General features: G+C 44.9%; 13 protein-coding genes, 9 tRNA genes and 1 rRNA gene (1 of these 23 cut by a window edge). All 23 read left to right on the forward strand.

The window, feature by feature from the left end:
• A 5S ribosomal RNA gene (gene rrf / locus ASG89_RS15835) occupies window position 1 on the forward strand (it extends 115 nt beyond the left edge of the window).
• A gap of 26 nt (window positions 2-27) precedes the next feature.
• Window positions 28-103 (forward strand) — tRNA-Val (locus ASG89_RS15840).
• 12 nt (window positions 104-115) lie between these two features.
• Window positions 116-188: transfer RNA gene (locus tag ASG89_RS15845), tRNA-Thr, on the forward strand.
• A gap of 10 nt (window positions 189-198) precedes the next feature.
• Window positions 199-273 (forward strand) — tRNA-Gln (locus ASG89_RS15850).
• Between the two features lie 16 nt (window positions 274-289).
• Window positions 290-365: transfer RNA gene (locus ASG89_RS15855), tRNA-Lys, on the forward strand.
• Window positions 366-384: 19 nt separating this feature from the next.
• Window positions 385-464, forward strand: a tRNA-Leu gene (locus ASG89_RS15860).
• Window positions 465-502: 38 nt separating this feature from the next.
• Window positions 503-577: transfer RNA gene (locus tag ASG89_RS15865), tRNA-Gly, on the forward strand.
• 9 nt (window positions 578-586) lie between these two features.
• Window positions 587-644: transfer RNA gene (locus ASG89_RS36430), tRNA-OTHER, on the forward strand.
• Between the two features lie 26 nt (window positions 645-670).
• Window positions 671-744: transfer RNA gene (locus ASG89_RS15870), tRNA-Pro, on the forward strand.
• Between the two features lie 19 nt (window positions 745-763).
• Window positions 764-834, forward strand: a tRNA-Gly gene (locus ASG89_RS15875).
• Between the two features lie 451 nt (window positions 835-1285).
• A complete protein-coding gene (gene ppc / locus ASG89_RS15880) occupies window positions 1286-4072 on the forward strand; it encodes a phosphoenolpyruvate carboxylase (protein WP_057311681.1) in 2787 nt (928 codons plus the stop codon).
• 118 nt (window positions 4073-4190) lie between these two features.
• The gene (locus tag ASG89_RS15885) at window positions 4191-5060 is read left to right on the forward strand and encodes a DMT family transporter (RefSeq protein WP_063867926.1); all 870 of its coding nucleotides are present in this window, start codon (window positions 4191-4193) and stop codon (window positions 5058-5060) included.
• Between the two features lie 70 nt (window positions 5061-5130).
• A complete protein-coding gene (sigW, locus tag ASG89_RS15890; protein ID WP_057311683.1) occupies window positions 5131-5727 on the forward strand; it encodes an RNA polymerase sigma factor SigW in 597 nt (198 codons plus the stop codon).
• Between the two features lie 159 nt (window positions 5728-5886).
• Window positions 5887-6492: a zf-HC2 domain-containing protein gene (locus ASG89_RS15895; RefSeq protein WP_057311684.1), complete on the forward strand. Its 606-nt coding sequence runs from the start codon at window positions 5887-5889 to the stop codon at window positions 6490-6492.
• A 286-nt stretch (window positions 6493-6778) separates the two neighbouring features.
• Window positions 6779-7600: a diadenylate cyclase CdaA gene (cdaA, locus tag ASG89_RS15900; RefSeq protein ID WP_057311685.1), complete on the forward strand. Its 822-nt coding sequence runs from the start codon at window positions 6779-6781 to the stop codon at window positions 7598-7600.
• Window positions 7593-8837, forward strand: coding sequence for a YbbR-like domain-containing protein (locus tag ASG89_RS15905; protein ID WP_057311686.1), 1245 nt, complete (start codon window positions 7593-7595; stop codon window positions 8835-8837). Before cdaA ends, ASG89_RS15905 begins: the two co-directional genes overlap by 8 nt.
• A 30-nt stretch (window positions 8838-8867) precedes the next feature.
• Window positions 8868-10208, forward strand: coding sequence for a phosphoglucosamine mutase (gene glmM / locus ASG89_RS15910; protein WP_057311687.1), 1341 nt, complete (start codon window positions 8868-8870; stop codon window positions 10206-10208).
• Window positions 10209-10662: 454 nt separating this feature from the next.
• A complete protein-coding gene (gene glmS / locus ASG89_RS15915; protein ID WP_057311688.1) occupies window positions 10663-12492 on the forward strand; it encodes a glutamine--fructose-6-phosphate transaminase (isomerizing) in 1830 nt (609 codons plus the stop codon).
• Window positions 12493-13414: 922 nt separating this feature from the next.
• On the forward strand, window positions 13415-14245 hold the full coding sequence (locus ASG89_RS15920) for a hypothetical protein (RefSeq protein WP_057311689.1): 831 nt from the start codon (window positions 13415-13417) through the stop codon (window positions 14243-14245).
• Entirely contained in the window at window positions 14235-16139 is a 1905-nt protein-coding gene (locus tag ASG89_RS15925) for an FAD-dependent oxidoreductase (protein ID WP_057311690.1), read from the forward strand. Before ASG89_RS15920 ends, ASG89_RS15925 begins: the two co-directional genes overlap by 11 nt.
• Before the next feature lie 113 nt (window positions 16140-16252).
• Window positions 16253-17869: an extracellular solute-binding protein gene (locus tag ASG89_RS15930; RefSeq protein WP_057311691.1), complete on the forward strand. Its 1617-nt coding sequence runs from the start codon at window positions 16253-16255 to the stop codon at window positions 17867-17869.
• An 83-nt stretch (window positions 17870-17952) separates the two neighbouring features.
• A complete protein-coding gene (locus ASG89_RS15935; RefSeq protein ID WP_057311692.1) occupies window positions 17953-18858 on the forward strand; it encodes an ABC transporter permease in 906 nt (301 codons plus the stop codon).
• An 81-nt stretch (window positions 18859-18939) separates the two neighbouring features.
• On the forward strand, window positions 18940-19767 hold the full coding sequence (locus ASG89_RS15940; protein ID WP_082593323.1) for a carbohydrate ABC transporter permease: 828 nt from the start codon (window positions 18940-18942) through the stop codon (window positions 19765-19767).
• Window positions 19768-19769 lie beyond the last annotated feature (2 nt).

Here is a 19769-nt window from a genome sequence, read left to right on the forward strand (position 1 = left end):
CGGGTCACCATTAATTCCTTATCCCATGGAGGCTTAGCTCAGCTGGGAGAGCATCTGCCTTACAAGCAGAGGGTCGGCGGTTCGATCCCGTCAGCCTCCACCATTAACTTTATATGCCGTTGTAGCTCAACTGGTAGAGCAACTGACTTGTAATCAGTAGGTTGGGGGTTCAAGTCCTCTCGACGGCATGTTCTTTATTGGGGATTAGCCAAGCGGTAAGGCAACGGACTTTGACTCCGTCATGCCAAGGTTCAAATCCTTGATCCCCAGCCATTTTTTATCAATACATGAGTCATTAGCTCAGTTGGTAGAGCACCTGACTTTTAATCAGGGTGTCGTAGGTTCGAATCCTACATGACTCACCATTTGCYTTATTTACARCATGCGCGTATGGCGGAATTGGCAGACGCACTAGACTTAGGATCTAGCGGGTGACCGTGGGGGTTCAAGTCCCTCTACGCGCATTAAATCCTCACTTGTATTCATACAATTGAGGTACCCTGCGGAAGTGGCTCAGCGGTAGAGCATCGCCTTGCCAAGGCGAGGGTCGCGGGTTCGATCCCCGTCTTCCGCTCCAAAGTTTTATGCGCCCTTAGCTCCTACGAATCAAAAGGTCGGGAGTTCGAATCTCTCAGGGCGCGCCATTCTTCATTATAAGTTATAAACGTATCGGGACGTAGCTCAGCTTGGTAGAGCACCTGCTTTGGGAGCAGGGGGTCGCATGTTCAAATCGTGTCGTCCCGATCATATTTTTCTTAACTACGCGGGCGTAGTTTAATGGTAGAACTTCAGCCTTCCAAGCTGATCGCGCGGGTTCGATTCCCGCCGCCCGCTTACTTAGCAAGAGCCACCTTCGGGTGGCTTTTTTTTTAACCTAGGGAACCAAGAGTTCGACCATCCGAGCAGCTACATTGATTCTACTCACTTAGGACGAGCATCCAACTATACCACCAGGCGTTTCCGGAGGAAACAAATTTGATTAAGTAGTTGAAGTATTCCAACCGCCAACATACATGAACAAGACCACCTTCGGGTGTTTTTATACAAAGGATGAGTAGCTCAATATACCGTCTAACTATTTCTAATTTGGAGATAATACAGAACAAAGATGGGTAGAATCTTATCAATACATTAATTACCACGGAAAAACGTACGGTTTTTTTATTTTAATACTATGTGTAGCGATCAGATTGTGGTAAAATATTCTGAAATGAGTTTTTATAGCGACGAGCTTTTGCAGAGAGAAGCATTAATGCATCATAGTGAATAGATGAGGTGGAGAGTCATGATAGAGAGTGAGATCGTCCAACAAAAACAAAGTACGAATAACCTGCTGCGTAGAGATATTCGGTTCCTTGGTCACATACTAGGCGAAGTTCTTGTACATCAGGGCGGAAATGATCTGCTGGATGTCGTTGAAAGAATTCGTGAAATGAGCAAGTCATTAAGAGCACACTATGTCATTGAGATCTATGATGAGTTTAAGAAAACGATATCTTCGCTAGATCCGGAAATTCGCCATCAAGTGATCCGCGCTTTCGCTATATACTTCCAGCTAGTTAATATTGCTGAGCAAAACCATCGTATTCGCCGTAAACGTGACTACGAGCGCTCATCAGGGGAATCTGTACAACCAGGTTCGATTGAGAGCATCGTGCAAGAGCTGAAGAATACGAATATTCCTTATTCTGAGGTACAAGAAATACTTAAAGCGATCTCTCTAGAGCTCGTAATGACGGCTCATCCAACGGAAGCTATGCGTCGTGCAGTGCTTGATATTAATCTGCGCATTTCTGATGATATGATGAAGCTGGACAACCCTAACTTAACGTACCGTGAGCGTGAGCAATTGCGCGAGAAGTTGTTGGGTGAAGTGCTTAATTTGTGGCAAACCGACGAGCTGCGTGATCGTAAACCGACGGTAATCGACGAAGTGCGCAACGGGTTGTACTATTTTGACGAGACGCTATTCGATGTACTGCCAGAAGTTTATCATGAGCTTGAGCGTTGTTTAAATAAATACTACCCAGAAGACAAATGGCATGTGCCATCCTTCTTGAAATTTGGTTCTTGGATCGGCGGAGACCGTGACGGAAATCCATCTGTTAAAGCGAATGTGACGTGGGAAACACTTGGTCTGCACCGTCAATTGGCTTTGCAAAAGTATGAGGAAATCTTGAGAGAATCATTAGCACACATGAGCTTTAGCAAAAACATTGTGAATGTGAGCGAAACTCTGATCAATTCGATTCAATGCGATCGCGAAGCGATGGGGAATGTTCAGGATGTTTGGCGCAATGAGAAAGAACCATACCGCATTAAGACGACATATATGATCGAGAAGATTCATAATACGGGTAACGCAAATGTATCGGCTGCACAGAAGTACAACAACCCTGAAGAGTTTATTCAAGATTTGCAAACTATGGAGATAAGTTTGCGTGCACATTTTGCAGATTATGTAGCGGATAAATATATTAAGAAGTTAATACGTCAAGTTGAGCTATTCGGTTTCCACTTAGCTGCTCTGGATATCAGACAGCACAGTAAAGAGCATGAGAATGCGATGACTGAAATTTTGGCGAAAATGGGCATTACACCTGATTACAGCAAGCTTTCGGAAGATGAGAAAATTACATTGCTCACGAATGTTTTAAATGATCCGCGTCCTTTAACTTCTACGTACTTGGACTACACGGATAGCACGAAGGAATGCTTGGATGTTTATCGTACGGTAGGTAAAGCACAGAAAGAATTCGGACGTAATTGTATTAACAGTTACTTGATCTCAATGACGCAAGGTGCAAGTGATATGCTTGAGGTTGTTGTGTTTGCTAAAGAGGCGGGCCTATACCGCAGAGAGAGCGACGGAACTGTTACGAGTACCGTGCAGTCTGTTCCGCTTTTTGAAACGATTGACGACCTTCACGCGGCACCTGGTATCATGAGCACGTTGTTAGCAATACCTGCTTACCGAGCAAGCCTGGATGCTGAAAACCCACTGCATGAAATTATGTTGGGCTACTCCGACAGTAATAAAGACGGTGGCGTGATTACAGCGAACTGGGAGCTTCGTATGGCGCTTCAAGATATCACTGAGGCTGCGAAGAAATTCGGCGTGAAGTTGAAGTTCTTCCATGGTCGTGGTGGTGCATTGGGTCGTGGCGGTATGCCATTGAACCGAAGCATTCTAGCTCAACCGGTTGAAACGCTGGGTGGCGGCATTAAGATTACGGAACAAGGCGAAGTCTTGTCTTCCCGTTACTCCCTGCAAGGGATTGCTTACCGCAGCTTGGAGCAAGCAACATTTGCGTTGATCACAGCTTCTAAGCTATCCCGTTCTCCGCAAAGACTCCCACAGGAGGACAAATGGGAGAACATCATGCGCGGTATTTCGGAGCAAGCGCAGACGAAGTATCAAGATCTTATTTTCAGAGACGAGGACTTCTTAACGTTCTTCAAAGAATCTACACCGCTGCCGGAAATTGGCGAGCTGAATATTGGTTCGCGTCCTTCCAAGCGTAAAAATAGCGATAAGTTCGAAGATTTGCGTGCGATTCCATGGGTATTCTCATGGACGCAAACGAGATACCTGCTACCAGCATGGTACGCAGCAGGTACAGGCCTGCAAAGCTTTGCTCAAGGCAATGAAAGCAACCTAACAGTCCTCAAAGAGATGTATGAGGGGTGGTCCTTCTTCCGCACGATGATTGACAATCTGCAAATGGCGTTAGCGAAAGCAGACCTTCTCATCGCGAAGGAGTATGGCAGCTTGGTGAAGGAATCCGCGATTGCTGAGCGAATTTTCAATCTGATCAAAGACGAGTATGAGTTGACGTCCTCGATTATTTTGCAAATTACAGGCCAACAAGAGATTCTGGATAATGTTCCTGTCATTCAAGAATCGATCAAATTGCGTAATCCTTACGTGGATCCGCTTAGCTACATGCAGGTTGAACTGCTTACAGAGCTTCGCGCACTAAGAGAAAACAATGAAGATGATGCGGTTTTACTTCGTGAAGTACTACTTACCATCAATGGGATTGCCGCGGGACTTCGGAATACGGGCTGATCTTTATGACAACATAAGAAAAACAACAGGATGATAAAGTCGGGGGCTTGCAGCAATGCAGGCAGCTCGGCTTTTCCTGCAATTACGGGAATTGCCCAAGTCAGGGGGGCGCGACAGCATGGGGCGATGGTTGGCGATAGTTCTTGTTCTCATTGGGGCGTCAAGCTACGGCTTGCTTTCTTCTTTTATCAAAATGGCCTATGATCAAGGTTTCACAGATGGACAAATTACACCTGCTCAGATGACGATGGGGACAGTTTTCGTATGGGTATTGATTCTTTTTCACAGAAAGTCGTGGGTGAATCCCTTCAGGGGTCCTTGGATTAAGCTAGGGTTAATTGGAATCTTCGGACTGTCGTTAACGACGGTCGTGTATAATGTTGCGCTGCAAGAGTTAGATGCTTCCTTATGCATTATTCTTCTCTTTCAATTTACGTGGATGACGATTGCCATGGATTGTATCGTGAAACGGAGATTGCCTAAACGGATGGAAGGGATTGCGATCGCGCTAATTCTGGCAGGGACGATTCTCGCGGTTAATGTGTTTGATACGAACTGGGGAGAGCTCAGTATTCTGGGCATACTATATGGACTTATCTCTGCGTTAGCATATAGTATTTTTCTGTTTTTCACAGGACAAGTCGAAAGTTCACTGCCTCCGCTCATGAATTCTGCCATCATGCTGACGGCTGCGCTGCCGATTATGTATATCTTGTATCCACCGACGGTTTTTGTTCAGGACAATGGTGGTATGCTGTTGCTATGGGGATTGCTGCTCGGGTTACTAGGACAAGTTGTACCGACTATTTCATTTAATATTGGAATTCCTAAGATCGGAAGTGCTCTCGCTGCTATGCTCGGATCTGTAGAGCTTCCGGTAGCTATTCTTGCAGCTTATCTACTCATCGGGGAACCGATTAGCGGGTTACAATGGGGAGGCATGGCCCTGATTCTAGGTGGAATTATAATTTCTGAAAACAAATCGTAATTTCTGCGTATATAGTAGTAGAGGTAAATGTAGTGGATGTTGAATTGTCGAGAAGCCGGAGGAAAACCAATTGAACTTTGTTGAAGCACGACTGGCTAAGCTGGCCAGTAATGGGGATCGTAATGCTTTTGCAGAGCTCGTGGAGCTCTATAAAGACAAGATCTTTCATTTGGCTTACCGCATGCTGAATAACAAGCAAGAAGCTGAAGATGCTGTGCAGGAAACGTTCCTGCGCGTGTATACGAATTTACATCGATATGATGAGAATCAGAAGTTTTCGACGTGGATTTTTAGGATCGGGACAAACTTATGCATTGATAAGCTGCGCCGAAGAAAACAAACGTACTCATTAGATGCGGAAATGACAGATGGGGAAGGCAATGATTTTTATGCCATGCTGCCTAGTGATGAAGATACACCAGAGAAGCAGCTGATTGTATCGGAAACGCAGGCTCAAATACACCGGGCGATTGAGACATTGCCGGAGAAATATAAATCGGTTGTCATTCTCAGGTATTTGCAAGATATGTCACTGCAAGAAATTAGTGATGTGCTCGACATGCCCGTCACTACGATCAAAACCCGTGTCCATAGGGGCCGGGAGTACTTACGAAAAAGACTTGAGCAGGAGGAACAAGTTGTTAATACAAATCCTGTTCGAATCTGAAACATATTTGAAATCGAAACGTATGGTATATCACAACATGCAAAAGTCCGCAGTAAACGGCTAGACCGGCTTACGAGGACGTGTGCGTTTATCTAGAAGTTTAGGCAACTTATGAGGAAACATAAGTTCTAACATTTGAAGAAAGGGGTGGCTGCAAACGTGAATTGTAAAGAAGCCCTCCCGCTCATACATGAATATCTCGACGGTGATTTACCAAAGACGGAAGCTCTACCATTGAAAGAACATTTGATATCCTGTCAGGCTTGTCATAATACTTTCAAACAGTTGGAGAAAACGGACGCTTTGGTTAGAATGCTGCCCTCCATCCCAGTACCTGATACCTTAACTGCACAGATTATGAGCGGCTTACCACCGATGAAAAAGAAGAATACCTGGACGGATTGGATTCGCAGACACCCTGCAGTATCAGTTGCTGTGGTTTTCGGAACGGTCATGTTCGGAAGCTTTATCTCGATGTGGGATGACGATCAGAATCTCATGGTGCAGGGAAGTAACCTTCAGGATGTCGTTATTCAAGGGGATACCGTGATTGTACCGCAAGGACATACTGTAAAAGGTGATCTTGTGGTCAAACGCGGAGAACTGAAGGTTGAAGGCGATGTAACAGGGAATGTCGTCGTGATCGATGGTTCAGTCAACCTAGCCTCAACGGCGCACATATCTGGAGAAGTCAAACAAGTCGATGAAGCATTGAGCTGGGTTTGGTACAAATTAGGTGAATTCGTAGGTAAAATCACACCATAACGGAATGTCCCCCTTATAGCTGAGACTATAGGGGGCTTTCTTCTTTTTTCCACATTAGAAAGTATAAGTTTTCGGTCTAGAAAACGTTCTTTCTAATTGGCGATAAAAACTACCTTTAAAACACGGACGCACATCCTTGAATTACATCGATAGAAGATTTTACTCATACATAGGAAAAATGAACCAATTCTCGCGCAATGCGTCTAGATAAATAGAAGTATACCTAGGTTTATGTTATGATTCCTATATAGAGAGAACTTTGTTAAGTCGCCTGGGGGAGAATACAATGGATTTGCTCACGAGCATCTCGGCTAAGGATATTGTCGATATACTCATCGTTAGCTATGTGATTTATAAATTGATCCTAGTGGTGCGTGGGACAAGGGCTATTCAATTGATGAAGGGTATCCTCGTGGTCGTCATTACCTGGGTCATTAGTATTTGGTTTCAGCTAAGTACATTGCAATGGATGGTGAATCAAGCTTTTACGTTTGGGGTTCTAGGGGTCATCATTATTTTCCAACCGGAGCTAAGAAGAGCCTTGGAACAATTAGGTCGAGGAAAGCTGTTCGGCAGCCGATCTTCTTCCGAGGAAGACCAAGATGTGAACAAACGGATCAGCGAAGTGATCAGGGCTGCGAATTATTTGGCCAAACGTAAAATTGGAGCTTTAATTGTTTTTGAGAAAGATACGGGACTTACTGACTATGTCGAATCCGGTATTGCGATAGAGAGCAAAATCAGCGGAGAGCTGTTAATTAATATTTTTATCCCAAATACCCCTCTTCATGATGGCGCAGTGATTATTCGGCAAGGGCAGTTAATGGCCGCGGGTTGTTATTTGCCTCTATCCGAAAATCCTTTTATTTCAAAAGAACTGGGGACCCGCCATCGTGCAGCGATCGGTATGAGTGAAGTTTCAGATGCGATGTGTGTGATTGTTTCGGAAGAGACGGGTCAAATTTCATTAACCATGAATGGCCATATCGTGAGGGATATTAAAGAGGAATCTTTGATATCTAAGCTATTTGAAGAGTTGAAGCCTAAAGCTAAAGCAAATGATAAGAACCCTTTCATGAAATGGTGGGGAGGGCGTTCGAATGGATAAATGGTTACGTAATACCAATGTGGTACGGATCGTTGCGCTTGTAATCGGGGTTCTGCTATGGGTAGTCGTCCATATGGAAGAAACGAATATATCCGGGAATACTGCGCTGCGTGAACGAGTAGAAACGATTAATAACGTCTCCATTACAACCAAATATGATGAAACGCATTACTTCATCTCGTCGATGACTCCTGCCAATGTACAGGTAATACTGAAAGGGAAGGAATCGGCTGTTAAAAAAGTGACGGCGAGCAACACCTATCAGATTCAACTGGATTTGACGCAGGTCGGTAAAGGCGACCATCAGGTTACCCTTTCACCGATAGGGATACCGTCGGATGTTGATGTGGAGATCGTTCCTAGAACAGTCCACGTGATGATTGAAGAGCTGCAGATGAAAGAGGTACCTGTCGTCATTAATGTCAAAGGAACGCCTGCAGCAGGCCTCAAAGCGGGACAACCTATTGTGAAGCCAGGTAAGGTGTACATTACGGCACAAACGAGTAAACTCGATCAGATTGAGAATGTCCGCGGTGAGGTATCTGTGGATAAAGCACAATCAGCGGTTACGAAACAGGTCAGATTGCAGGCTTTTGACAAGGAAGGCAAAGAAGTACCCCTTAACATCAATCCTTCGGTTGTCGATGTCGAGGTGCCTATCACAAGCCCGTTCCAAACGATTCCGTTGCAGATCAAAGTAAGTGGTGAACCGCCAGCAGGTTTTGCCATTGCGATGATCACGCAAACCCCTGATAAGGTGACAGTATACGGAACACAAGATGTCGTAGACCGCCTTGAATTCTATCAAGGGCCGCAACTTAGTCTGCAGGATTTGAAGGAAACGAAAGATTTTGCACTGGACATTCCTCTCCGGAATAAAGTAACCCAATTAGATCCTGCGAAGGTGACGGTCCATGTCGAGGTTGTGCCTTCGATTACGAAAGCTGTAGAGAACGTACCGATTACGATTATTGGTCCTAATGAAAATTACGAAACCAAAGTAACGCAGCCAGCCTCGGCTACCTTGAATATTACGGTAGAAGGTGCTCCTGCCATTATTGATCAATTGAAAGTTCAAGATATTCAAGCGATACTAGATGTTAGTAATTTACCACCTGGTAAGCATGAATTGAAAGTAACTTTAAATATGCCTACTTTTGTGAAGCTAGGGCTTCCGCAAGAAGTGAAGGCGATCGTAGAAATCAGCGAGAAAAATGTAAAAGCAGCAAATCCATAATGGGGAATAGAGAAAGAGGAGAATACAAAAATGGGGAAATATTTTGGTACAGATGGTGTGCGTGGAGTCGCGAATGGCGAACTCACACCAGAATTAGCTTATAAGGTAGGACGCTGCGGCGGGTATGTGTTAACAAGACAGGCGAAGCATCCGAAAGTCGTGATCGGGAGAGATACACGTATTTCGGGGCCGATGCTGGAAGCATCCCTTGTAGCAGGATTGTTATCGATTGGTGTTGAGGTGATTCGTATTGGTGTGGTGAGTACGCCAGCGGTTGCTTATTTGACGAAAAAGCTAGGCGCAGACGCGGGCGTTATGATCTCCGCTTCACATAATCCAGTTGAGGACAACGGGATTAAGTTCTTTGGAGGCGACGGCTTCAAGCTATTGGATGAGACGGAGCTTGAGATTGAACAGCTGCTGGATGCAGCTGTGGATGAACTGCCTCGCCCGGTTGGCGGCGAGATTGGTACGGTTTCGGATGAGCCGAATGCGAAGTACGCATATACGGCGTTCTTGAAGGAGACGGTGCCTGCGTCCTTCGCCGGCGTGAAGGTTGTTCTTGATTGTGCGAATGGCTCGGCCTATGAGCTGGCGCCTTTGATTTTCCGCGAGCTCGGAGCGGAAGTGATCACCATCGGCGCAGAGCCGAATGGGCGCAACATCAACGATGATTGCGGCTCCACCCACCCAGAGACGCTTCGCGCCGAGGTGGTTAAGCATGGCGCAGCCATCGGGCTGGCTTTTGACGGCGACGCGGATCGTCTGATCGCGATCGATGAGAAAGGCGATGAAGTCGACGGCGACTTCATCTTGAGCATCCTTGGCGATGCGCTGAATCGCAAAGGGAAGCTGAACCACGGCACCATTGTGACGACGGTGATGGCGAATATTGGCTTTTTCAAAGGCATCGAAAAAGCGGGCTTGAAGGCTCTGCAAACTGCTGTAGGCGATCGCTACGTGATGGAAGAAATGCGTAAAGGCGGCTACAATCTAGGCGGGGAGCAGTCTGGCCATGTGATTTTCCTGGATTACATCTCCACTGGTGATGGTATTCTGACTGCGTTACAATTGGTGAATACCCTAGTTGAATCGGGGCGTAAGCTGAGTGAATTGAAAGGGATTATGCGTAAATTCCCGCAATTGCTTGTTAACATCCGTGTAGCGGATAAAAGTAAGTTGAAGGATAACGCGGTCATCGAAGATGCGATTCGCAAAGTTGAAGATGAGCTTGGGGATAACGGTCGTGTGTTGGTTCGTCCATCCGGTACGGAGTCCTTGATTCGTGTTATGGCCGAAGGCCCAGACAAGGAACAAGTCGAAGCGTATGTGCACGATATTGCGAAGGTCATTCAGGAGCAACTAGTTTAATTATAGGCGGCTTAGTCCCTCATTTTGCTGGGAAATGGCGAGATGGGGGATCAGGCATGCCAAAAACAAGTTGCATTGCTAAGTGAAAATGCATATGATGAAGTTACTTAAGAAGGAAAGGCAGGGCAGAGGTTATTCGCAACAAATAGCGCCAGAACTCACAAGCGGGACGGAAATGCAGCTTAACGGCTGCTGCTACGCGGTGAGTTGACGAGGTGAAGGTGTTCGAAACATTCGGCGGGGACCTTCCGGCACGAGGAGTGCCGTTAAGTTGGAGAGCAAAATCGTTCGGGCGACCGAGCAGACAAGTATCCAACATCTATTATCTTTATTGAAATGTACACGTAATGAACGCCCTTATAGATGGTTTATTTAATTTTGTTGAATTGTAGAGTGAGATCCTTGACAAACAGCCCTTTACGATGCGGCTTATAAAAATTTGGAGGTTGTAACTATGTGCGGTATTGTTGGTTATATTGGAAAGCGTAATTCTCAGGAGATTTTATTGGATGGCCTTAAAAAGCTAGAGTATCGAGGCTATGATTCTGCTGGGGTAGCGGTGTATACGGCGGATGGGCTGCAAATTAAGAAGGCCAAAGGCCGTATTGCGAACTTGGAGTCGAAGTTGGGTGAAACGCCTTTGAACGGAAGCGTTGGCATCGGACATACACGTTGGGCGACACATGGTAAGCCTTCGGACGTGAATTCGCATCCACACACCGATAATTCTTTGAAATTCTCCGTTGTGCATAACGGGATTATTGAGAATTATATTACGCTGAAAGAAGAATTGATCGCGAAAGGCCATGTTTTCGTATCGGAGACGGATACAGAGGTTATTTCGCATTTGATCGCGAGTTTGTACGAGGGAGATATCCTTAAAGCTGTTCAGAAGGCTGTGAAGCACATGACAGGTGCGTTTGCACTTGGTGTCCTCACAGAGTTCGAACCGGATCGCCTTGTTGCTGTGCGTCAAGCTAGCCCGCTTATTATCGGGATTGGCGAAGGCGAGAATTTCATTGGTTCGGATATTCCTGCGATTCTAGAGTATACACGCAATGTGTTCATTCTAAATGATGGCGAAATGGCGTTATTAACACGGGATTCTGTCGAATTAATGACGTTAGAGGGGAATTTTATTTCCAGGGAAATGTTCCATGTCGATTGGGACATTGTTACGGCGGAAAAAGCCGGATTTGATCATTTCATGTTGAAAGAAATCTATGACCAACCGAAGGCATACCGCGATACGATGGGTAGTCGTATATCGCCTGACGGTAAGAGTGTGACGTTGAACGAACTTACGATTACTGCTGAGGCGATTCGTAACATTAGCCGTGTGCATATCGTGGCTTGTGGAACGGCGTTCCATGCCGGTATGGTTGGGAAGTATGTGATTGAGAAAATGGCGCGAATTCCGGTGGAAACGGATGTGGCGTCTGAATATCGTTATCGTTCCCCGATTATCACAAAGGATACGCTCGTGATTGTTGTGAGCCAATCCGGTGAAACAGCGGATACGTTGGCCGCACTGCGTGAAGCGAAACGTTGTGGCGCACACGTGTTGGCGATTACGAATGTTGTAGGGAGCTCCGTTGCGCGTGAGGCGAACGATATCATTACAACATGGGCAGGACCAGAGATTGCGGTAGCTTCGACGAAAGCATACACGTCGCAATTGATCGGGTTCTATCTTTTGGGCTTGCACTTGGCGCAAACGCTTGGCACGCAAACACTTGAGGAAATCGCGGAAGTGATTGCAGCTATGAAGGAGCTTCCTGAACAGGTTAGCGAAATTCTAGAGCAAGCGGAAGCTTTGAAGGTTGTTGCTGATGAGATGGCGAAGCATGACAATCTGTTCTTTATCGGCAGAGGTTTAGATTATGCCGTAGCATTGGAAGGCTCACTGAAGTTGAAAGAGATCTCTTACATTCACTCCGAGGCGTATGCTGCTGGTGAGTTGAAGCATGGTACGCTTGCGTTGATCGAGGATGATATTCCGGTTATCGCGTTAGCGACACAGCATGAATTGCTTGAGAAAACAGTGAGCAACATTAAAGAAGTGAAGGCGCGCGGCGCGAACGTGTTGGGTATTGCTGTTGAAGGTGAAACGGAGCTGCAGAAGTCGGTTGACAGCACGTTCATTATCCCGAAAACGTTGGATGTATTGACGCCTGCGTTGTCCGTAATTCCTTTGCAGTTGTTGTCTTACTATGCGTCGTTGGCGCGTGGGAATGACGTTGATAAGCCTAGGAATTTGGCGAAGAGCGTGACTGTAGAGTAGGGATAGGTCTTAGAGGTTCTACTACTGTCTGGTGAAATAAGTTAGTCCCGGTGAGCTATTATAGTCATCGGGGCTATTTTTTTTGGACTAAAATAAGTGTTTGCATTAATTAGTTTAAGTGTAGGCTTATAATAATTTTACATTCATATTTATACCGATTTAATCAGTAATCCTTGACTATATTCTAAGCGGACAGTTGTGAGCTCTGCTAACAAGAACTATTGTTGATTAAGAGGTTTGCTTAGCGGCAGCTCCTCTATTGATCAAAGAACTACCATGAAAATTAAAATCTTGCAGTCCCGTAAAATAACAGCACTAAAGAGTCAAATTCACCTAGTGACGAGGTGCTGAAAAAATTTGGAGTGCGGTTAGTTGCTCACTTGGGAGGATGACGAAGCGGAATGCCAACTTATAGAAAAAATACACAACTGGATGAAATTGATGTAAGAAAGCTTGCTTAGAAGATTCATCTCGCGACTCAGCCTATACAGTAGCTGCTCCAAGGAAGACAATTAACTTAGTCTTAACCGAACTCAATCGACAGAGGTTATTGAAAAAATGCCCCACTTATTTGCCCGAGGGAAAGTTATCCTTAGGCTTTTTTGTTATTGTGCCTATGTTCAAAAAAACGCTTGCATATCGAATGCGCGTTCGGTATGTGACAAATAACAAGAATGAGTGTTCGTATATGGTGTGAGAAAATCGAGTGGTTTGCGTTTTTGCGATGTTTGTGGCTAATCATCCGGAAACCAAGTTCTTTTTCGAATTTCCCAGTGATGTGCAAATTCAGTGGAGCTTTTCATTTGATGACATTGTCATGAAGTAAGCAGAACAAATCAAATTGCAAATTGCCATAGAGTCGGTTCACTCCCTATACTGAAGCCGAACAAACAGAAACGAGTCATTGATAAGGAGGAGCAAGATGGAAGAAACGGCTAAAGTTCTGGTGATCGGGGCCACTTTTGCAGGTATTGGATTGGCCCAGAAATTAGGATCGCAAGCATTACTAGTGGAGCGGACGATGCTAGTTGGACATGAATTTATCAATAGCTACCGCCCAGGTCACAATTGGAACCGAACTCCACAGTCAATATTGACCGAACAGTTGCGTGAACAATGGGTTAGTCGGAACTTGTTGAATGAGGCAGGTGGGGTGCACATAGGAGGATTGGCGCCTTCAGTATACAAGCTGCTGCTGGATTCTCGGCAGTCACTTCGATTAATGACCGAGGTTCTGGATGTGAGGCCGCGTTCGGAAGCCGGCTATGAGGTGACGCTGCTTGATGCAACCGGGGTTGGCTATATCAGCGTCGACCAAATCATAGATACTACTTCGGAGTGTCGTTCGGTCGGAGGAAAGGTGCCACTCGGTTCCAAGTTCATCGGGGCTGTGCTGCATCGGGAAACAGCAACCTTTGTAGAAGAATCGTTGGATGTCCCTATAGAGCATGCGGAACTTCTAACTGGAGGTTTGTTTGCATCTGAAGCCTATCTGCAATTTCCAGTTGAAGCCACATCCAGCTGGGACATGGCACGGGATCAATTACATCACTACTGGATATCGAGACCCGAACCGCTCAGACCTTGGACAATCGCTGCAATTGCAGACGTGTTTACAGTCCGGACTCATGCTCAGCAGGCGAAGCTAGGGGAAGGTTGGGTATGGATGCCGTCATGTGGGTTTGATAATCCTCTTCACGCGATGGATAAGGGTTTTCAATACGGAGATGAGGTGCTGCAGCATGAACGTTGATTATCGTGAGCAAGGTTCCGTAGCTGTAAAATTGAACGAATATCGAATTGATTCTTCTAATCACTTTGATGTCATTGTTGCCGGACTGGGAACGGCTGGAGCAATCTCCGCGATTACGGCCGCTAACAAAGGGCTCCGCGTGTTAGGTTTGGAACGACTTAACTCGATGGGAGGTGCGGGAACAAACGGGGCGATTATTGGCTATTATTATGGCTCTCTGGGTGGGGTGTTCGAATCGATTGATGAGGAGACCCGAGAGATTGAGCGGATGGGCTACACGAAGTCTCGTGGGGTCAACGCTGAGGTTAAAAAGTATGTTCTCGAGCGCAGAGCCCTAGATGCCGGAGTCACGGTTCAATATGAAAGCGTGGTTGTAGGGGTTTACATGGAAGGGACATCTGTTAGAGGTGTACGTTGGATCGGACCAACAGGAATTCAGGAGGCAAGTTGTCGAATCTTGATCGATGCGACTGGTGAAGCAGATGTTTGCTCCATTATTGGTGCAGAGATGTATGGAAGCGGCAGGCAGCTCGATGGAAAAATGCAACCCTTCTCCCTACCTGTTATGGCCATTAGTGATAAATGGGTTAATAATTTTTACAGCGACCATGGATATGTGGATCAAACCAACCAAGAAGAGCTTACTCAAGCCATTCTCCAATCTGGATGTATATTTACCCACTTGCCAGACCAATTTAACGAATTAAAGAAGTACTTGAAGCTCGCACCGCAACTTGGCATTCGAGAAGGACGATTCATTCTCGGTGAAGAGCAGGTAATATTTTCCGATATCGTTGAAGATTGTCTTTCTGCTGAACCACTCTTTTATGCTTATTCGAATGTTGACAATCATAGTAAAGACATCGCCTTTGAGAGTGAACTGCAGCAGGATTGGGCAGTAGCAGCTAGCTTGTGGGGTCTTACAATATCAGTCCCCATTCCATTGGGTGCGCTTATTCCCAAAGGCTTCGACAATGTGCTTGTAGCAGGTCGATCCATTGCCATTGATCATGATCTGGCGGCTTGTGTGAGGATGAAGCGTGACATGCAGAAATGTGGTGAAGCAGCTGCTTTGATCGCATATCTAGCGTTAGATCTTGGGCTCTCGGTCAAAAAATTACCCTATGATCAACTGCGTCCCTTGCTTTTAGAAAACGAATGTTTGCGGCCTTCTAATCACGTAGGCATGAAAGAAGGCATGTCAGTTGGGGAAGATGATACGAATAAAAGAGTGACTTGGCTAACGAGTTTTGAACATATTAAGGATGGGCTGGCCGGTGATAAGCCAGGTGTCGCAATATGGTCCACTCGCAGGCTCGGGTTGGCCATTAATGGAACGCTTAAAGAATGGTTAAGCAATACAACTGCAGATCAACAAAATATGAGCAAAAACGTTGCCTTCGCACTGGCATTGCAGGGAGATGAAGCAGCAATACCACATTTAAGGGAATGTATGAGAGTGCGAGATCCTTATGTTCCTAAAACTAGCCGAAAGTACAATCAGGTGAGAGGATACGCTGCAATCTATCTGTTAGGCAGGCTTGGTGACGTGGAGATCGTTCCGGAGTTGTTGCAAATTATGCAGCAACGAGAGCAGTTTATTAATCAATCTACAGACATTGAATTTATTAATCACAACGATGAATACTTTTTTCAGTACTTCTCCTTTTCCTTGATGGCACTCATTCGTATCGCTGATCGGCATCCGGAAATTCGAGATAATCTTCTACAAAACATTGTCCCAATTGTGGAAGATCCTAATTTCTCTATTTTTGTAACCCTGAAGCCATCCAAGGATGTTAATTACGATATGGCCGATACCATTCGAAATATTGTGCGTAAAACAGCAGCCTCTTGGGAATCTAAGGTTGGAAATGCTGGGTCTGCCCCATAATGTCATCAAATGCAAATTGATTTTAGGATTGCTAATAGATTTTTGTCCATTCAGAGTATACTCTGAAGAAAATTAACGATCTTAATCAATAGAATAAAATGGAGGTCATTTCAATGAAAAGGCAATTGTCCGTAATTACTTTGACTGTGGCAGTGGTAGGAAGCCTTCTGGCTGGATGTTCATCTAATAGCAATAGCAATAGCAATAGCAATAGCAATAGAGAGGCTCCATCAAAGGCTCCATCCTCTACCACACAGGCATCAACAGCTGTTCCAATCAAGCTTTCATATTGGACGGCGGTTACTGCTGATGTTACCCGATCCTTGAAAACCTTTGGTGAATCTTTGTTTTATAAAGAAATGGAAAAGAAGACGAATGTAAAAATTGAGTTTCAACATCCAGCTGTAGGCAGCGAGAACGAACAGTTTAACTTGTTAGTCGCCTCAGGGAATTTGCCTGACATCATTGAAAGAGATTTTACCACCTATCCAGGAGGTCCTGCGAAGGCGCTCTCCGATAAAGTGCTTATCAAGCTTAATGACATCATCGATAAAAATGCGCCAAACTTAAAGAAGTATTTAGAAGAGCATCCTGAGATTAAGAAAGAGATTAGTACAGATGATGGTACTATTTATGCCTTCCCTGGAATCGGGATTGGAAACAACGCTGTATCTGGCGGGATGGTGCTTCGAAAAGATTGGTTGAATGAACTCAAGCTTGAAGTACCGGTAACAATGGATGATTGGACGAATGTGTTAAGACAATTTAAAGAAAAGAAAAATGCAAAAACGCCACTTACTTTGAGGCTCACCGATTTTAGTCGTGAACTGTTTAACGGTGCCTACGGAATTGGATGGGATTTTTATCAAGAGAACGGCAAAGTCAAATACGGGCCCTATGAATCCAATAATAAAAACTATTTGGCTCAGTTAAACGCCTGGTACAAGGAAGGTCTGCTTGACCCGGATTTTGCCACTCAAGATGCCAAGTCTTTAGATGCGAAAGCGTCAAATGGTAGCTCAGGTGCATTCTTTGCCTTTATCGGCAGCGGGATGGGGAAATATTTGAACGCTGCGCAAGGAACATACGATCTTGCAGGAGCACCGTATCCAGTACTTCGTAAGGGAGAAGAGCCACGTTTTATCAACAAACCTTTCGATTACCGGGGTGCAGGAAGCGCAGGTATTACACCTTCCAATAAATATCCGGTTGAAACTGCCAAGTGGTTGGATTATCACTATTCCAATGAGGGTCATATTTTGAAATCATTTGGGGTAGAAGGATTAACTTACACGATGGTGAACGGATACCCTAAGTATACTGATTTGATTATGAAAAATCCGGATAAGCTCTCGGTTGGTGAGGCCATGGCCAAATATTTGCGAGTTTCTACACCTTCCCCTGGATTCGTCGGTGACGATCGCTACATTGATCAGTATTACCCACTTCAGAGTCAGAAAGACGCCTCGGTGATATTCAGCCGTCATCAGAAAAATGCAACAGCCGTCCTGTTGCCTCGCGTGACGCCAGCTGTTGCAGAAGCAAGTGAGTTGTCCACGATCATGTCCGAAGTGAAGACGTATCAGAGCGAAATGTTCCTGAAATTCATTATGGGAGTCGAGCCGCTTGCCAATTATGATAAATATATCGCCCAAATGAAGTCACTCAAGATTGAAAGAGCCATCGCGATCCAACAAAATGCACTAGATCAATATAATAAGCGCAAATAGAGAAAGATTGCTTCAGGCAGAGCACACAAATTGCTGCGGTACTCTGCCTGAACTCCTTAATGAGACAGATAGGAGCGTGCACCATGAGAAACGTGCTGCAGGTTTATTACAAGCATAAATATTTATATTTCATGATCTTACCCGTTGTTGTTTATTATGTCTTGTTTCACTATGTACCCATGTATGGAGCCATTATCGCCTTTAAGGATTACCGAATTGCGGAAGGGTTTCTTGGCAGTCCCTGGGTAGGATTTCAGCATTTCGCGACTTTTTTCGAGAGCTTTTATTTTTGGAGGCTTCTAAAGAACACCCTGCTGCTGAATTTTTATTCGCTTGTATTCACCTTCCCGGCGCCAATCCTTTTTGCGCTATTAATCAATGAAATAGGAGGACGCTTTTTTAGGAAAGCGGTGCAAACGATTACCTATCTTCCTCATTTCATATCCCTTGTTGTCATTTGCGGAATGATCAATCAGTTCGTAGCAAGAGAAGGCGTCATGATGGATATCCTTGTTTGGTTCGGTATGGATCGGACTTCGTTGCTATCGCATCCCGAATTTTTTAGAGTGATCTATATAGCTTCCGATATTTGGCAAAGTGTTGGGTGGGGGTCCATTATCTATTTGGCTGCTATCACTGGGATTAATCCAGAATTGTATGAGGCATCTCGGGTTGACGGAGCAGGGAAATGGAGACAGACTCTAAATATTACGTTGCCTGGCATCGCGCCAATCATAATTATCCTTTTCATCCTAAAAATAGGGCACATGCTCGATGTGGGATTCGAGAAAGTCATTCTCTTGTATAATCCCAACACCTATGAAACCGCTGACGTCATTAGTACTTTCGTCTATCGTAAAGGACTTGGCACATCATTCGAATTTAGCTACGCTACAGCCGTAGGATTGTTTCAGTCCGTATTGAATTTTATGCTGCTCATCACAGCCAACAAGATTAGTCGAAGATTAGGCGAAAGCAGCTTATGGTGAGAGGGGGAGTTGTAAGTGAATCTAAATACGATACGAAGAGGAAATGGTGAAATCGCATTCCAATGGTTTAACATTTTATTCATGAGTGTGATGATCCTCATTACCTTGTATCCTTTTATATATGTGATCATGTCTTCGCTCAGCGATTCCAGACTGCTCATGACACACACAGGATTCTTATTGTGGCCGGAAGGATTTACATGGAAGGCCTATAAGCTTGTATTCCAGAATCCAAATATCCTTCGCGGTTATGGGAATACGCTTTTTGTTGTAACAGTAGGCACATCAATTAACTTATTTTTGACATGTTTGGGGGCGTATGTGCTATCCCGCAAAGGGGTTCCAGGGACGAAGACGCTTATGATGCTTATTGTTTTTACTATGTTTTTCTCTGGAGGAATGATACCTTCCTATTTGCTTGTGAATAATTGGATGCATTTGGGCAATAGTTTGTTTGCTCTAATTATCCCAGGAGCCATCTCAACATGGAATTTAATTATACTTCGAACATCATTTGCTGCCATTCCTGAGAGTTTATTCGAATCAGCGAAGATGGACGGAGCAAATGATCTCACCATTCTTGTGCGACTTGTTCTCCCTTTATCCCTTCCTGTACTAGCAGTTATGACCTTGTTCTACGGGGTTCAACATTGGAATGCCTGGTTCTCTTCCATGCTGTATCTGAGAGATCGCGACATGTTCCCTCTCCAGCTTATACTTCGAGAGATTCTGATTCAAAACAGTACGGAATACATGACTAGTCAATCGTCGGCAGGCGAAATCGAAACTGTCGGAGAAAGTATTAAATATGCTACCATTATGGTGGCAACGTTGCCAATCCTGTTCATTTATCCTTTTTTACAAAGGTACTTTGTAAGAGGTGTTATGATAGGATCAATCAAAGGATGACA

The organism is Paenibacillus sp. Soil766, from assembly GCF_001428105.1.
Lineage (GTDB): Bacteria > Bacillota > Bacilli > Paenibacillales > NBRC-103111 > Paenibacillus_E.

Bases quoted from the DNA above. Each gene is read 5' to 3' on its own strand.
- ppc (WP_057311681.1), top strand. From the start codon at position 1,286: ATGATAGAGAGTGAGATCGTCCAACAAAAACAAAGTACGAATAACCTG.
- ASG89_RS15885 (WP_063867926.1), top strand. From the start codon at position 4,191: ATGGGGCGATGGTTGGCGATAGTTCTTGTTCTCATTGGGGCGTCAAGC.
- cdaA (WP_057311685.1), top strand. From the start codon at position 6,779: ATGGATTTGCTCACGAGCATCTCGGCTAAGGATATTGTCGATATACTC.
- ASG89_RS15905 (WP_057311686.1), top strand. From the start codon at position 7,593: ATGGATAAATGGTTACGTAATACCAATGTGGTACGGATCGTTGCGCTT.
- glmM (WP_057311687.1), top strand. From the start codon at position 8,868: ATGGGGAAATATTTTGGTACAGATGGTGTGCGTGGAGTCGCGAATGGC.
- glmS (WP_057311688.1), top strand. From the start codon at position 10,663: ATGTGCGGTATTGTTGGTTATATTGGAAAGCGTAATTCTCAGGAGATT.
- ASG89_RS15920 (WP_057311689.1), top strand. From the start codon at position 13,415: ATGGAAGAAACGGCTAAAGTTCTGGTGATCGGGGCCACTTTTGCAGGT.
- ASG89_RS15925 (WP_057311690.1), top strand. From the start codon at position 14,235: ATGAACGTTGATTATCGTGAGCAAGGTTCCGTAGCTGTAAAATTGAAC.
- ASG89_RS15930 (WP_057311691.1), top strand. From the start codon at position 16,253: ATGAAAAGGCAATTGTCCGTAATTACTTTGACTGTGGCAGTGGTAGGA.
- ASG89_RS15935 (WP_057311692.1), top strand. From the start codon at position 17,953: ATGAGAAACGTGCTGCAGGTTTATTACAAGCATAAATATTTATATTTC.
- ASG89_RS15940 (WP_082593323.1), top strand. From the start codon at position 18,940: ATGAGTGTGATGATCCTCATTACCTTGTATCCTTTTATATATGTGATC.